The 13,097-nt window shown below is 61.4% G+C and carries 10 protein-coding genes and 1 pseudogene; 4 read left to right on the top strand and 7 right to left on the bottom strand.

Annotated elements, in window-relative coordinates:
* Positions 1-21 precede the first annotated feature (21 nt).
* Positions 22-1,524, top strand: coding sequence for an FMN-binding glutamate synthase family protein (locus tag WBQ77_RS03885; protein WP_424042466.1), 1,503 nt, complete (start codon positions 22-24; stop codon positions 1,522-1,524).
* Here the strand turns inward: WBQ77_RS03885 and glgB are convergent.
* Positions 1,503-3,698: a 1,4-alpha-glucan branching protein GlgB gene (gene glgB, locus WBQ77_RS03880; protein WP_424059009.1), complete on the bottom strand. Its 2,196-nt coding sequence runs from the start codon at positions 3,696-3,698 to the stop codon at positions 1,503-1,505. The two genes, WBQ77_RS03885 and glgB, sit on opposite strands and share 22 nt — an antisense overlap.
* A 228-nt stretch (positions 3,699-3,926) precedes the next feature.
* Positions 3,927-4,658 carry a 6-phosphogluconolactonase gene (gene pgl, locus WBQ77_RS03875; protein WP_424058994.1) on the bottom strand — a complete coding sequence of 244 codons (732 nt, stop codon included), beginning with the start codon at positions 4,656-4,658 and terminating at the stop codon, positions 3,927-3,929.
* A 165-nt stretch (positions 4,659-4,823) separates the two neighbouring features.
* Between pgl and rpe the strand changes: the two genes are divergently transcribed.
* The gene (gene rpe, locus WBQ77_RS03870; protein WP_424058992.1) at positions 4,824-5,519 is read left to right on the top strand and encodes a ribulose-phosphate 3-epimerase; all 696 of its coding nucleotides are present in this window, start codon (positions 4,824-4,826) and stop codon (positions 5,517-5,519) included.
* Here the strand turns inward: rpe and WBQ77_RS03865 are convergent.
* Positions 5,516-5,833, bottom strand: coding sequence for a winged helix-turn-helix transcriptional regulator (locus WBQ77_RS03865; RefSeq protein ID WP_424042463.1), 318 nt, complete (start codon positions 5,831-5,833; stop codon positions 5,516-5,518). The two genes, rpe and WBQ77_RS03865, sit on opposite strands and share 4 nt — an antisense overlap.
* A 106-nt stretch (positions 5,834-5,939) precedes the next feature.
* Between WBQ77_RS03865 and WBQ77_RS03860 the strand changes: the two genes are divergently transcribed.
* Both WBQ77_RS03860 and WBQ77_RS03855 read left to right on the top strand, forming a co-directional pair.
* A complete protein-coding gene (locus tag WBQ77_RS03860; RefSeq protein WP_424058990.1) occupies positions 5,940-6,845 on the top strand; it encodes an alpha/beta fold hydrolase in 906 nt (301 codons plus the stop codon).
* Positions 6,842-9,307 (top strand): 2Fe-2S iron-sulfur cluster-binding protein, encoded by a 2,466-nt coding sequence (locus WBQ77_RS03855; RefSeq protein WP_424058988.1) that lies wholly within the window; start codon positions 6,842-6,844, stop codon positions 9,305-9,307. Before WBQ77_RS03860 ends, WBQ77_RS03855 begins: the two co-directional genes overlap by 4 nt.
* Before the next feature lie 18 nt (positions 9,308-9,325).
* On the opposite strand, the gene pgi is transcribed toward WBQ77_RS03855, so the two are convergent.
* The 4 genes and pseudogenes from pgi to WBQ77_RS03835 all read right to left on the bottom strand — a co-directional run.
* Positions 9,326-10,951, bottom strand: a complete 1,626-nt coding sequence (pgi, locus tag WBQ77_RS03850; protein WP_424058986.1) for a glucose-6-phosphate isomerase — start codon at positions 10,949-10,951, stop codon at positions 9,326-9,328.
* 14 nt (positions 10,952-10,965) lie between these two features.
* A complete protein-coding gene (tal, locus tag WBQ77_RS03845; protein WP_424042459.1) occupies positions 10,966-12,042 on the bottom strand; it encodes a transaldolase in 1,077 nt (358 codons plus the stop codon).
* Positions 12,039-12,731: an HAD family hydrolase gene (locus tag WBQ77_RS03840; protein ID WP_424058984.1), complete on the bottom strand. Its 693-nt coding sequence runs from the start codon at positions 12,729-12,731 to the stop codon at positions 12,039-12,041. The genes tal and WBQ77_RS03840 overlap by 4 nt, the downstream gene beginning before the upstream one ends.
* A 10-nt stretch (positions 12,732-12,741) precedes the next feature.
* Positions 12,742-13,097: pseudogene (locus WBQ77_RS03835) on the bottom strand (glucose-6-phosphate dehydrogenase); the annotation flags it as partial.

Here is a 13,097-nt window from a genome sequence, read left to right as displayed (position 1 = left end):
ACGACGAATGGAGTAGTGCTCGTGACCGACCTGAACACAGTGACGCATTTCACCATGGAAGGGCTCGGCTTTCTCTCGACGCTCTTCATTTTCGTGGTCGGACTGATCGTCTTGGCCGTGGCCGTCGTATTCGTCATCGACATCTCCCAGACGCAGGACGCCGTACGGCGCAACTTTCCTGTACTCGGCCACTTTCGCTACGTCTTCTCGAAATTGGGCGAGTTCTTCCGGCAGTACTTCTTCGCGATGGACCGTGAAGAAATGCCCTTCAATCGTGCAGAGCGGGAATGGGTCACGACCTCGGCCAGAGGCCACGACAACACGGTCGCGTTCGGATCGACGAAGAACCTGACGCCTGTTGGCACGGTGATTTTCGTCAATTGTCCGTTTCCGACGCTCAGCGAAGATTCGGTTCCCACCCCTCCCATCACCATCGGCGCTCACTGTGACAATCCCTACGATTCTCACTCGATCATCAACATTTCGGGGATGAGCTATGGCGCGATCTCGCAGCCGGCCGTACGCGCACTGTCCAACGGTGCGAGACTGGCGGGCTGCTGGCTCAACACCGGCGAAGGTGGACTGTCGCCCTATCACCTTGAAGGGGGGTGCGACGTCGTCTTCCAGATCGGGACCGCTAAGTATGGCGTGCGGGATACCGATGGGGGGCTGGACTTGGACCGACTGCGCGCAATTGCCGAGCGCCCCGAAGTCAAAATGTTCGAACTCAAAATGAGCCAGGGCGCAAAGCCAGGGAAGGGCGGCATTCTGCCTGCCGTGAAGGTCACGCCGGAGATTGCGAACATTCGCGGCATTCCTGTGCAGCAAGCCTCGCTCTCACCGAATGGCCACACGGATATTCGCAATGTCTCCCAGCTCGCCGACATGATCGAGCTCATCCGGGAGACCACGCGCAAGCCGGTCGGATTCAAGACCGTTGTTGGTGCCTATGGGTGGCTCGATGGGCTCTGCGAAGAGTTCGGTAAACGCGGGACCGAGGCGCCGCCCGATTTCATCACGGTTGACTCAGGTGATGGCGGCACCGGCGCGGCGCCCATGCCGCTGATGGACAATGTGGGCCTGCCCGTGAAGGAGTCGCTGCCCATGGTGGCCGACATTCTCGCCCGGCATGGACTTCGAGACCGGGTTAAGCTCATCGCGTCCGGCAAGCTCATCACGCCCGCGGAAATCGCCTGGGCCTATTGCGCCGGCGCCGATGTCGTCGTCTCGGCGCGGGGCTTCATGTTTTCGCTGGGGTGCATCCAGGCGCTCAAATGCAACAAGAACACCTGTCCGACCGGGATCACCACCCACGATCCGCGGTTGCAGCGCGGCCTTGACCCGAAGGACAAGGCGGTGCGCGTCCAAAATTATGTCGAGCGCATCCGCTACGATGTGGGTGTCATTGCGCATTCCTGCGGCGTGCCGCACGCGCGTGGTTTGAAGCGCTTCCACTGCCGGATCGTGCAGAGCTCGGGGAAGTCGGTCCCGCTTAACGAACTCTATCCACCGATGGTGGCCTGACCCTCGGGCGTCAGGATGATCGTCGCGAGCGGCGGCAAGGTCAGATCCAAAGAGAACGGGCGTCCGTGACAGGGCTCTTTGTCGGCCTTGACGCCAGCGAGATTGCCTTTGCCCGAACCGCCGTAAGTCTCGGAGTCCGTATTGAGGCGTTCGATCCAACGTCCGCCAATGGGGACGCCTACTCGGTAGTTCTCGCGCGGGACCGGGGTGAAGTTGCACACCACGAGGGCTGGCGCATCGCCCTCTTTGCCCCAACGCAGAAAGGAGATCACGCTCGCCTCATTATCGGAGGTGTCGACCCAGTCGAAGCCGCGCGGCTCCGTATCGTAGACATGCAAGGCTGGCGTTGCGCGATAGAGCCGGTTGAGGTCGCCGACGAGTTTTTGGACGCCGCGATGCAGGCCGTCGGCGAGCAAATGCCAGTCGAGACTATGGTCGTGATTCCACTCCGCCTCTTGAGCGAACTCGCCGCCCATGAAGAGGAGCTTCTTGCCCGGGTGTCCCCACATGAAGCCAAAATAGGCACGCAAATTCGCAAATCTCTGCCATCGGTCGCCTGGCATCTTGTTGAGCAACGAGCCTTTGCCGTGCACGACCTCGTCATGGGACAGCGGCAGCACGAAGTTTTCGGAGAAAGCATAGAGAAGCCCGAAGGTGAGTTTGTCCTGATGATGGCTCCGATGGACCGGCTCGGTTTGCATGTAGATCAGCGTGTCGTGCATCCAGCCCATGTTCCATTTGAAGCCAAATCCGAGCCCGCCCACGTAGGTCGGCCGGGATACGCCAGGCCAGGTGGTCGATTCCTCGGCAACGGTTGTGGTGCCGGGTTGCTCCGAAAAAACGAGCTCGTTCAACCGCTTTATAAAAGCGATCGCCTCCAAGTTTTCGTTGCCCCCATACTGATTGGGTAACCACTCGCCATCCTCGCGGCTGTAGTCGAGATAGAGCATGGAGGCGACCGCATCCACGCGCAGACCGTCGATCCCGAACCGCTCTATCCAGAACAGCGCATTGCCCAGAAGGAAATTAATCACTTCCCGGCGGCCATAGTTGTAGATCAGCGTGTTCCAGTCCTTGTGGAAGCCGAGCCGCGGGTCCTCGTGCTCGTACAGCGCCGTGCCGTCGAAGCGCCCGAGCCCATGGGCATCCGTGGGGAAGTGGGCCGAGACCCAATCCACCATCACGCCTATACCGGCAGCGTGAAACCGGGCGACGAAGTCCGCAAAGTCCTCCGGCGTGCCGAAGCGTGAGGTGGGCGCGAACAGGCCGATTGGCTGATAGCCCCAGGAACCGTCAAACGGAAACTCGCTCACGGGCATCAGCTCGATATGGGTAAACCCGAGATCCCGCACATAGGGAATGAGCTTGTCGGCAAGTTCGGCGTAGGTCAGGTAGCTATTGCCCGTCCCGCGCATCCAGGAACCGAGATGGACCTCGTAGATTGAGATCGGCGCGTGAATGTTGTGGGCTGCTTCCCGATCTGCATGCCAACCAGAGTCGGTCGCCGTGCGGTTGGGTAGACCGTGTACGATCGACGCCGTTGCAGGCGGATGTTCTTGCTGAAAGCCGAACGGGTCCGACTTCAGCGGCAGGACTTCGTTGCCGGGGCCCACGATTTCGTACTTGTATAGTGCGCCGGCTATAAGGCCCGGAACGAAGATCTCCCAAACGCCTGCTTCGGGGCGCTTGCGCATGACGTGGCGGCGGCCGTCCCAATCGTTGAACGGTCCGACCACGCTGACACGCGTCGCGTTGGGCGCCCAGACCGCGAAGCTGACGCCGTCCACGCCTTCGTGGCGGGTGAGGTGAGCCCCTAGCTTCTCGTAGATCCGCAGATGGGTGCCTTCGCTCAACAGATGCAGATCGAGCTCGCCGAGGATCGGTCCGAAGCGGTAGGAGTCATCGATTTCCTCGACCTTGTCATCCCGCACGATGCGCTTGAGATAGGCGCTTGTGAACGTCATCGGCACCTTGGCTCCGAAGAAGCCCGCCTTGTGCAAGCGAACCAGAGGAATTTCCTCGCCTGTCTCCGGATCGAACACCGTGACGGACTCCGCATCCGGCAGGAAGGCCCGCAACGAGGCACCGTCGCGGGACCGCTTCAGTCCGAGGACCGAAAAAGGATCGCCATGTTCGCCGCGCGCGATGGCATCCATCTCAGCCTGGCTGGGCATCCAGCTCTTGCGCGGCAGGTCTTTCGAGGTCGGGACGGGGCGGGTCACGGTCTAATCTTTCATGGGTCTGACAGTTCGAAGCGTATGGCTATCTGGAAAAGGAAAGGATGACGATACTGCGGCGTGGGTTAAGTTTTCAGCCCAACAGGTTCGCGCCGTCCTCTTCGAAGCACAGGCGACAGCCCGGTTCTGGACCAAACTTTATGGTGCGGGCGGCTTAGGTGCGCTTCATGCCCAGCGGCCTGCGGCGGCGCGGTCGGCGAACCAGAGCACCTCTCCGCGCGCGGTGATATGGGAAGCAGGGAAGCTGTGGTTGCCGGACAGGATCTTGTCGAGGACCTCGCGCTTGCCTTCGCCCGACACAAGAAAAGCGACGATCTCGCTCGCGTTGATCGCGGGATAGGTGAGGGTCACGCGTTCTTCCGTGCGCCCCTTGGGCACCGGCGCCACCCAGCGGTCGTGCACCTGCAGTACCGGTTCATGGGGCAGGAGCGACGCGGTGTGGCCGTCATCGCCGAGGCCCAGCAACGTAATGTTGAGCAAGGGCCTGTCGGGTTTGAGCGTGTCCGCGCCGTAAAGGCTTTTCAGCATCGCCTCGTAGTCCTGAGCGGCTTCGTCGAGCGTGATTCCATCCGTTCTGAGAGGATGCACGTTCTCCGGCGGAACGGGCACGTGCGAGAGGAAGGCCGCCCGCGCCATGCCGTAATTGCTGGCGGGGTCGCTCGGCGGTACGAAGCGCTCATCGCCGAGGATCCAATGAACCCGGTCCCAGGGCATCGCAGACTTTGCCGGCTCCTGCGCGAGGAGTTCATAGAGGGGCTTGGGCGTATTGCCCCCGGACAGGGCCACGATGGTTCGCTCCGAGCGGCCGGCCGCGTGCTCGCATAGGAAAGCGGCTCCCTTCTGCGCCAGATCGGCCGCGTCCTCGCAAAGCCGCAATGTCCCAAATGCCGGTGTCATATCGCCTGCCTCATCTCGTTACAGGGTCGGAACAAGATAGGGGCAGAAAGTGACGAACGTCACAACCATGGGAAAAGAAGATGCTTAGGAGATGTCCGAGCTTCGACTCATGGTTTCGACTCGGGCTAGGGTGCGAGCCGGCCTGGACCCGCGCATGGGATTCTCATGACCCAAGTTATTGCCCAAGACATCGTTGTCGCCGCATCCATCTTGTCCGCCGACTTCGCCAAGCTCGGCGAGGAGGTTCGGGCGGTCGACGAGGCCGGGTGCGACTGGATTCAGATCGACATCATGGACGGGCATTTCGTGCCCAACATCACCATGGGGCCGAACGTGGTGAGGGCCATCCGCCCGGAGACAAAGAAGCCATTCGATGTTCATCTCATGATCGCGCCGTGCGACCCTTATCTTGCAGACTTCGCCGAGGCGGGCGCGGACATGGTGACGGTGCATGCGGAGGCGGGCCCCCATTTGGATCGGTCGCTCCAGCTCATCCGGCACCTCGGGATGAAGGCGGGTGTCGCGCTGACGCCTTCGACCCCAGAAAGTGCGATCGAATACGTGCTCGACAAGCTGCACCGGGTTCTGGTGATGACGGTGAATCCGGGCTTCGGCGGTCAGAGCTTCATCTCCGCGCAGCTCGACAAGATCCGGGCGATCCGGAAGATAATTGGCGACCGGCCGATCCATCTTGAGGTGGACGGCGGCATTCATGTGCATACCGTGCCCCTCGTGGCAGAGGCCGGCGCAAACGTCCTCGTATCCGGCTCGGGCGTGTTCGACGGCGGTGACTATGCGGGGAACATCAAAGCGATCCGGGATGCGGCCGAGACCGCGCGTGCGGCGGGCGCCGTCACCTAGCTACAGGTCTCGCCCCATTTGTAGAGGGCTTTCAGCACCGGCGCGAGCGAACGGCCTTTTTCTGTCAAAAGGTATTCGTAGCGAGGCGGATGGTTCTCATAGAGCCGCGCTTCAATCACGCCCTGAGTCTCGAGCAATTTGAGCCGGGCGGACAGCGTATTGGGCGCGATGCCCGGAAGCCCCTCCGCGAGTCCCTGGAAGCGCAAGGGCCCTTTGCGGAAAAGATCGCGCAGGATCAGCAGCGACCACTTCTCGCCTACGATGTCCAAGGCCCGCGCAATGGGGCAATCGGTTATGCCGTAACCACCAGCCATGACTCCCACTTAGCAAGTAAAATCATTTTGTCAAGTTACTATAAGTTGACAAGTCACTATAGAAAACATAGTGTATATGCAGGCTCACGATCAGGAGGATGTTCCGATGCCCGCGACCAATGCTGACAGCTACACCAGGACCTGGAATACGGATGGCGAGATTGCCGCCGTTGCACTGCCGGACGGCACGAGGCTCCGTTATCTGAAGACAGGCGAGGGGCCCGCCCTCGTTCTGTTGCACACGCTCCGGACCCAGCTCGACTATTTCCAGCGTCTCATTCCGCTGCTTGTCGATCGCTTCACGATCTACGCCGTCGACTTCCCGGCGCTTGGCTGGTCCGACATCACGCCCGGCACCAGTTACGAGGAGCCCGCGCTCCGGAAGGCTGTGGTTGATTTCATCGAAACGCTTGGCCTCGAGGATGTGACGCTTGTCGGCGAATCCATCGGCGCGACGGTCGCGTTGACTGTTTCGACGGAGATCCCGTCCCGCACTCGACAGGTCATCGCGCTGAACACCTACGACTATCCGCAAGGTGTGGAGCGCGCGAACCTACTCGCTAACGTAATCATCAAGGCCCTGCGGGCACCGGTCATTGGACCGGTCTTCTCAACACTCACGAACCGGATGATTCTCGGCGGCATCATGGGTGGCGGTCTCCACGATCCAAAGAAGCTACCCAAAGACTTCGTTCTGGAGCAGCTCAGGAGCGGCAGTCGTCCCGGCTACGCGACTGCGGACGTGAGCTACTACCGCGCCCTGCCAAGCTATATCGCGGCGCGCCGGCTTTATCCGCGCATCGCGGTACCGGTGACGTTTATCTATGGCGAAGACGATTGGTCGAAGCCGCAGGAGCGAACGGATGCAGCCCATCTCGTGCCGGGTAGCCGCATGATCACCTTGCGGGAGGTGGGCCATTTTTCGGCTCTGGAACGCCCCGAGGAGATTGCACGGCTGGTCACCGAAAGTTCGGCCTCGAAAGTGAACGGATCGAACCGGCGGAGCGCATGAATATGCGACTGGAAGACCATCCCACCGTTCGGCGTCTTGAGGCCTCACGCCACGACGGCACGAGCGACGCGACTCCAGCGTCGATCGGCGCCGAGGAGCTTCGCCAGCTCGCGTTGGACTGCGGCGCGGCCGATGCGGGCCTTATCGAAATTGCGCGCCCGGCCCTTGAGCCCCAGCGCGACGAGCTCTTGCGCAACTATCCCTGGACCAAAACGCTCGTCGCGTTCGTGGCCCGTATGGCGCGCGGGCCGATCCAAGGACCGCCGCGCTCCGTTGCAAATCTCGAATTCCACCGGGCCGGGCATGACATCGATCATATCGGGGCAGCCATCGTAGCAAAGCTCGAGGCGCGCGGCATCCGGGCGGTCAACCCGTCAATGGGGTTCCCCATGGAAATGGGAAGCTCCGTGCCGTGGCTCATCTCTCACAAGCCCATCGCGGTCGAGGCTGGCCTCGGTCACATGGGCATTCACCGCAATCTCATCCATCCCAAGTTCGGCAATTTCGTCCTGCTCGGCACCGTGCTGACAGAGGCGGTCGTTGAAACCCGTAACGCGCCGATCGACTACAACCCTTGCCTGGAGTGCAAGCTCTGCGTTGCCGCGTGCCCGGTGGGTGCGATCGGGGCCGATGGATCGTTCAACTTTTCCTCTTGCCTCACGCATAATTACCGAGACTTCCTGGGCGGCTTCACCGACTGGGCCGAGCAAGTCGCGGACTCGCGTGATGCGTTTGAGTATCGCGAGCGGGTGAGCGACACGGAGTCCATGTCCATGTGGCAGTCTCTGGCCTTTCAGCCAAATTACAATGCGGCCTACTGTCTGGCCGTATGCCCGGCTGGCGAAGATGTCATCGGACCTTACCTCAAGGACAAGCAGCGTTACATGGAGGAGGTGGTGCGGCCGCTCCAGGAGCGGCCCGAGCCCCTTTATGTAATGGAGGGGACGGACGCAGCAGACATTGCGCGGCGGCGGTTCAAGAACAAAACCGTGAAGCCGATCTCCAACGGTATCCGGGCCCGGAGTATCGACACGTTACTGACGTTCATGCCGGTCTACTTCCAGCCCAATCGATCGAAAGGCTTAGACGCCATTTTCCATTTTGTCTTTACGGGCGCGGACCCGCGCGAGGCGACGATCACCGTCTCCAAACGCACCATTGAGGTGAAAGATGGGCTCATCGGCGAGGCGGATATTCACGTCACGGCCGACTCAAAAACATGGCTAGACTTTCTGGCTGCAGAAAAGGGTTTGCCGCTGGCACTGCTGCGCCGAAAAATCCGCATCAAGGGAGATCCGAGACTGCTGCTCGCCTTCGGCAAATGTTTCCCATCCGCCTCGCCGCGCAGAAAGAAGGTCGAGATCGTTCCGGAGACGTCCGCTATGAGGAGCGGTCCCGCTCGCTTCCTTGCCAACGACCCGGCAACCGGAAAAATACGGTGGCAAGGCAAGCTCGTTCTCGCCGAGACCGAGCGCGTGACCCACAACGTGACGACCTTCCGTTTGAAGACACCAGATGGGAGGCCCATTCCCTTCGACCATCACCCGGGACAGGTTCTCACGCTAAGCGGGACACCGGGCGGCGTGCCCACCAAGCGCTCCTATACCATCGCCTCGTCCCCCAACTGGCGTGACAGCGTCGAGATCACGGTGAAGCGCGAGGAGCATGGTCTGGTGTCGCGCTGGCTGCATGACGAACTAAGGCCCGGCGATACGCTCGATGTGGAATCGCCGAACGGCACGTTCTACTTCACTGGGGAGGAGGCCGACAGCATCGTGCTGATTGCCGGTGGTGTCGGTATCACGCCGATGATGAGCATCGCCCGCTATCTTACCGAGAAGGAGTGGCAAGGGGAGATCCATCTGGTTCTGGGTTTCCGCACCGAAGCGGATCTGATCTTTCGCGACGAGGTCGCCGCGCTCGCGGCGCGCAATCCCAATCTTCATGTCGTCACCGCCCTCACCCGCCCCAACCGATCTTGGACCGGGCGGCAGGGTCGGGTCGACGCTACGCTGCTCGCTGAGGTTCTTCCTGACGTTGCTGCACGACACGCTTATATCTGCGGTCCGTTAACCATGATGGACTCCACCAAGGCAAATCTGGTGGCACTCGGCATGCCGCAAGCGAACATCCACATGGAGGCGTTCGGCACGGACAAACGCGACCCAACACGGCGGCACAGTAGCGTGGAAGCCGCGATTGCCGGCAAGGTCCTGTTCGATCTGTCCGACGCCTTGGCGCCTCTGGAAGAAGGGGCGACCATCCTCGATGCCGCCGAAGATGCGGGCGTCTTCATCGACAATGCCTGCCGCACCGGCACTTGCGGCGCTTGTCGCATCAAGCTCCATGCCGGCGACGTGTCCATGGCGAACGACGATGCCCTCACCGAGCAAGACAAGGCGGACGGTTACGTCCTCGCCTGCCAAGCGCAGATTTCGAGCGACGTCGCCGTCGAAGCCTAAGCCGTGCCGGGCGAGGCATTACGAGGCCTTGTGGGCCCGGTAACGTTCGATCAACGCATTGGTCGACGAGTCGTGGCTGAGTTTGGGCACATCCTTCGACTCGAGTTCGGGGATGATGCGGTTCGCGAGCACCTTGCCGAGCTCCACACCCCATTGATCGAACGAGTCGATGTTCCACACGGCCCCTTGCGTGAACACGCTGTGCTCGTAAAGCGCCACGAGCCGCCCCAGCGTCTTCGGGTCGAGTTTGTCGGCGAGGATCATGTTAGAGGGACGGTTTCCTTCGGTCACGCGGAAGGGCGTCTGCGCAGCTGGTGAGCCTTCCGCGGTCAGCTCCGGCGCCGTCTTGCCAAAGGCCAGCGCCTCGGCCTGCGCGAACACGTTCGCCATCAGCAGATCGTGCTGGTGAGCGAGGGCGCTTAAGGGCGTGAGAAAGCCGATGAAGTCGCACGGGATCAGCTTCGTGCCTTGATGGATGAGCTGGTAGAAGGAGTGCTGCCCGTCGGTGCCCGGCTCGCCCCAGATGATCGGGCCGGTCTGCGTCTTCACATGCACGCCGGCCATGTTCACGTGCTTGCCGTTGCTCTCCATTTGCAGTTGCTGCAGATAAGCTGGAAAGCGCTTCATGTGCTCCGAATAGGGGAGAACGGCCAGCGTCCGCGCTCCAAAGAAATTGTCGTACCAGACCGTCAGCAGCCCCATCAGCATCGGCAGGTTCTGCTCCACCGGCGCGGTGCGGAAATGCTCGTCCATCTCGTGGAAACCTGCGAGCATGTCGCGGAATCCGCCCGGCCCAATCGCGATCATGGTGGATAGGCCAATGGCCGAGTCCATGGAGTAGCGTCCGCCGACCCAGTCCCAGAACTCGAACATGTTGGCTGTGTCGATGCCGAACTTCTTCACGCCTTGGGTGTTGGTGGAGTTGGCGACAAAATGCTTCACGACGGCATCCTCTGAGCCAAGCTTGCCCACCGCCCAAGCGCGCGCCGTTGCGGCGTTGGTCATGGTCTCGAGCGTGGTGAACGTCTTCGAGGAGACGATGAACAGCGTTTCTTCGGCGTCCAGGTCGCGCGTGGCTTCCTCGAAGCAGGCCCCGTCCACGTTCGAGACGAACCGGAACGTCATGTCCCGGTCCGAATGGGGCCGGAGCGCAAAATAGGCCATCTCCGGCCCGAGGTAGGAGCCGCCGATCCCGATATTGATGACATTCTTGATGCGCTTGCCCGTATGGCCGACCCAGGCGCCGCTGCGAACCTTCTCGGCGAAGGCCGACATGCGGTCCAGCACCGCATGCACATCCGGCACGACATTGTGGCCGTCTACCTCGATCACCTCGTCTCGGGGCGCGCGCAAGGCCACATGCAGCACCGCGCGGTTCTCCGAAACGTTGATCTTGTCGCCGCGGAACATGGCGTCACGCCGTTCGGCGACCTTCCGCTCCTTGGCCAATTTGGCGAGGAGCGACACGGTTTCTTCGGTGATGCGCTGTTTCGAGTAGTCCAAGGTGAGGCCTGCGCCCTCGACCGTGAATTTCTCAGCGCGGGCCGCATCGTCCGCGAAAAGGTCACGCAAATGCGCATCCTTGATTTTGTCGTGATGGGCGGCCAGCTTTTGCCAGGCGGGCGTATCGGTGACGTTGGACATCGGAATAGTCTCCCTTAGCCGAGCGCCTTGCTCTTGGTTTCGATGGACTGCAGCAGGTCTTCCCACGACTTTACGAAGGAGGCCGCGCCTTCCTTTTGCAGCTGTGCCGCAAGGCCTGAGACAGAAATGCCGGCTTTTTCGAAAGCGGCGAGGATGTCCTCGCAATCGCCGCCGTCGAGGGACAGCACGCCGTCGAGCTTGCCGTGATCGCCAAAGGCCAGCAGCGTCTTGTCGGGCATGGTGTTGACCGTGTTGGGGGCGGCGAGCGCCTCGACGTAGAGCGTGTCGGGCGCAGCAGGGTCCTTGGTGCTGGTTGAGGCGAAGAGCAGCCGTTGGGGTCGCGCGCCCATGGACTCGAGCCGCTGCCAGCGGTCGCTGTCCAACAGTTTACGATAGTCGCGATAAGACTGGTGTGAGACCGCGATGCCGAGCTTGTCTTTCAGCTCCGCTGGCACCTTGTCCAACACCGCCTTGTCCCAGCGGCTGACGAAGATCGAGGCGACGGAGCGCACATCCGGCGAAAGCCCTTCGGCCACGCGCCGCTCGAGCCCCTTCATATAGGCGTCGGCCGCCTTCACGCAGTGCTCGGAGGAGAACAGCAGCGTCACGTTGACGGAGACGCCCGAATAAATCGCTTCCTCGATTGCGGGCAGGCCTTCTTTGGTGCCCGGGATCTTGATGAACAAGTTCGGCTTGTGGGCACGCTCGAACAGGCGCTTGGCCGAGGCGACCGTTGCTTGCGTGTCGTAGGCCAGCAAGGGCGAGACTTCGAGCGAGACATAACCGTCGACGCTCGCGGTGCGCTGATGGGTCGGCAGGAACATGTCCGCCGCGCGCGACAAGTCCTGTAGGGCGAGCTCGAAGAACAGAGCTTCGCCCGAATAGCCCACCTTGAACAGCCGCTGGACCTCGTCATCATAGCTCGCGCTCTTCGAGATGGCGTTGTCGAAGATCGTCGGGTTCGATGTGAGCCCCGTTACGGAGAACTCGTCGATATACTTCTTGAGAGTGCCGCTATCGAGCATGTCGCGGGTGATGTCGTCGATCCACAAGCTTTGACCGAGATCGTGCAGGGCTTTCGTGGGCTTCACGGGTCTATCTCCTCCTTAGGCGGGCAGATCGCACCGAAGTCGTGCATCATCAGATCAGCGATGCGGGCGATTTCGATATCCGCTGGCGGCAAGTCCTTCAGTTTTTCGGGATCGTTGGCGTAGTGACCTTGGCGCGGGAACACAGTCGTGACCGTGTCGCCCCAGGCGCGTTTGACCGCATCGAGGACGCTCAGCTTGTCGTCTACGAGAACGTAATGCGCGGCGGGAAACGCGCGCTTAACGGCGTCGAGTTCCGTTTCCTTGTGCACAAAGTTCAGGACGCGCCCGCCAAAGGCATCGGTCAGGCCGGCCCGCTCCAACTTGTGCGGCTGGTAGACGCCGTCTCCGTCGGTGAGGATCACGGGCAGTCCCCATTGGCTCACATGGCGCACGGCGGCCAGCGCATCGGGAAAAATCCGCTCGGAAAAGGGGTAGTTGATGACCCAGTTCGCCAACTGCACGACGCGCACGTCCGCTAGATGGGCGAGGCGAAACCGTTCCAGCGTGCCGAGGAAGTCCGCATAGCCATGCTTGTCACGCTGTTCCTCGTAGAGCGCCCATAGTTCGTGCTGAGCACCGTCGCCGAATGTCGCCGCAACATAGTCGCCGAGGTCGGACTTCATGCGGTCGTTGTCCAGCAACGTGTCGTCCACATCGAATAGAAAGACGGAACTGTGCGTTTCGGCCATGGGTTATCGACTATTTCGAGGTTGGATTGAGCCAGCGTCCGTCCGCGCCGAAGAGCTGTTCGGCTTCGCTGGGCCCCCAAGTGTTGGGATCGTAGCTGTAGACGGGGGTCACATTGCCCAAGATGTTCTCGACGATGCACCATTCCGCATCAACGATGTCCTCCCGGGTGAAGAGATCGCTAATGCCTTCCATGGCATCGCCCAGGAGCCGCTGATAGGGCGGTTTATCCTCAGTGCGTTGGCGGGTCAGTATCAGCTCCACGTCGTCGCCGATCATGCGGTCGCCCGGGACCTTGACGCGCGTGCCGAGCGCGATGGTCACGTCCGGCTGGATGCGGAAGCGCATATGGCCACAACCGATCGCCT

This window comes from Methyloceanibacter sp. (assembly GCF_049590335.1).
GTDB lineage: Bacteria > Pseudomonadota > Alphaproteobacteria > Rhizobiales > Methyloligellaceae > Methyloceanibacter.
Note: the sequence above shows the minus strand (reverse complement) of the source record. Positions and strands in the feature narration are given on the sequence as shown.

Coding starts and splice junctions, on each gene's coding strand:
- pgl (WP_424058994.1), bottom strand. CDS start 4,658: ATGACACCGGCATTTGGGACATTGCGGCTTTGCGAGGACGCGGCCGAT.
- rpe (WP_424058992.1), top strand. CDS start 4,824: ATGACCCAAGTTATTGCCCAAGACATCGTTGTCGCCGCATCCATCTTG.
- WBQ77_RS03840 (WP_424058984.1), bottom strand. CDS start 12,731: ATGGCCGAAACGCACAGTTCCGTCTTTCTATTCGATGTGGACGACACG.
- WBQ77_RS03865 (WP_424042463.1), bottom strand. CDS start 5,833: ATGGCTGGTGGTTACGGCATAACCGATTGCCCCATTGCGCGGGCCTTG.
- WBQ77_RS03855 (WP_424058988.1), top strand. CDS start 6,842: ATGAATATGCGACTGGAAGACCATCCCACCGTTCGGCGTCTTGAGGCC.
- glgB (WP_424059009.1), bottom strand. CDS start 3,698: ATGCCCAGCCAGGCTGAGATGGATGCCATCGCGCGCGGCGAACATGGC.
- pgi (WP_424058986.1), bottom strand. CDS start 10,951: ATGTCCAACGTCACCGATACGCCCGCCTGGCAAAAGCTGGCCGCCCAT.
- WBQ77_RS03860 (WP_424058990.1), top strand. CDS start 5,940: ATGCCCGCGACCAATGCTGACAGCTACACCAGGACCTGGAATACGGAT.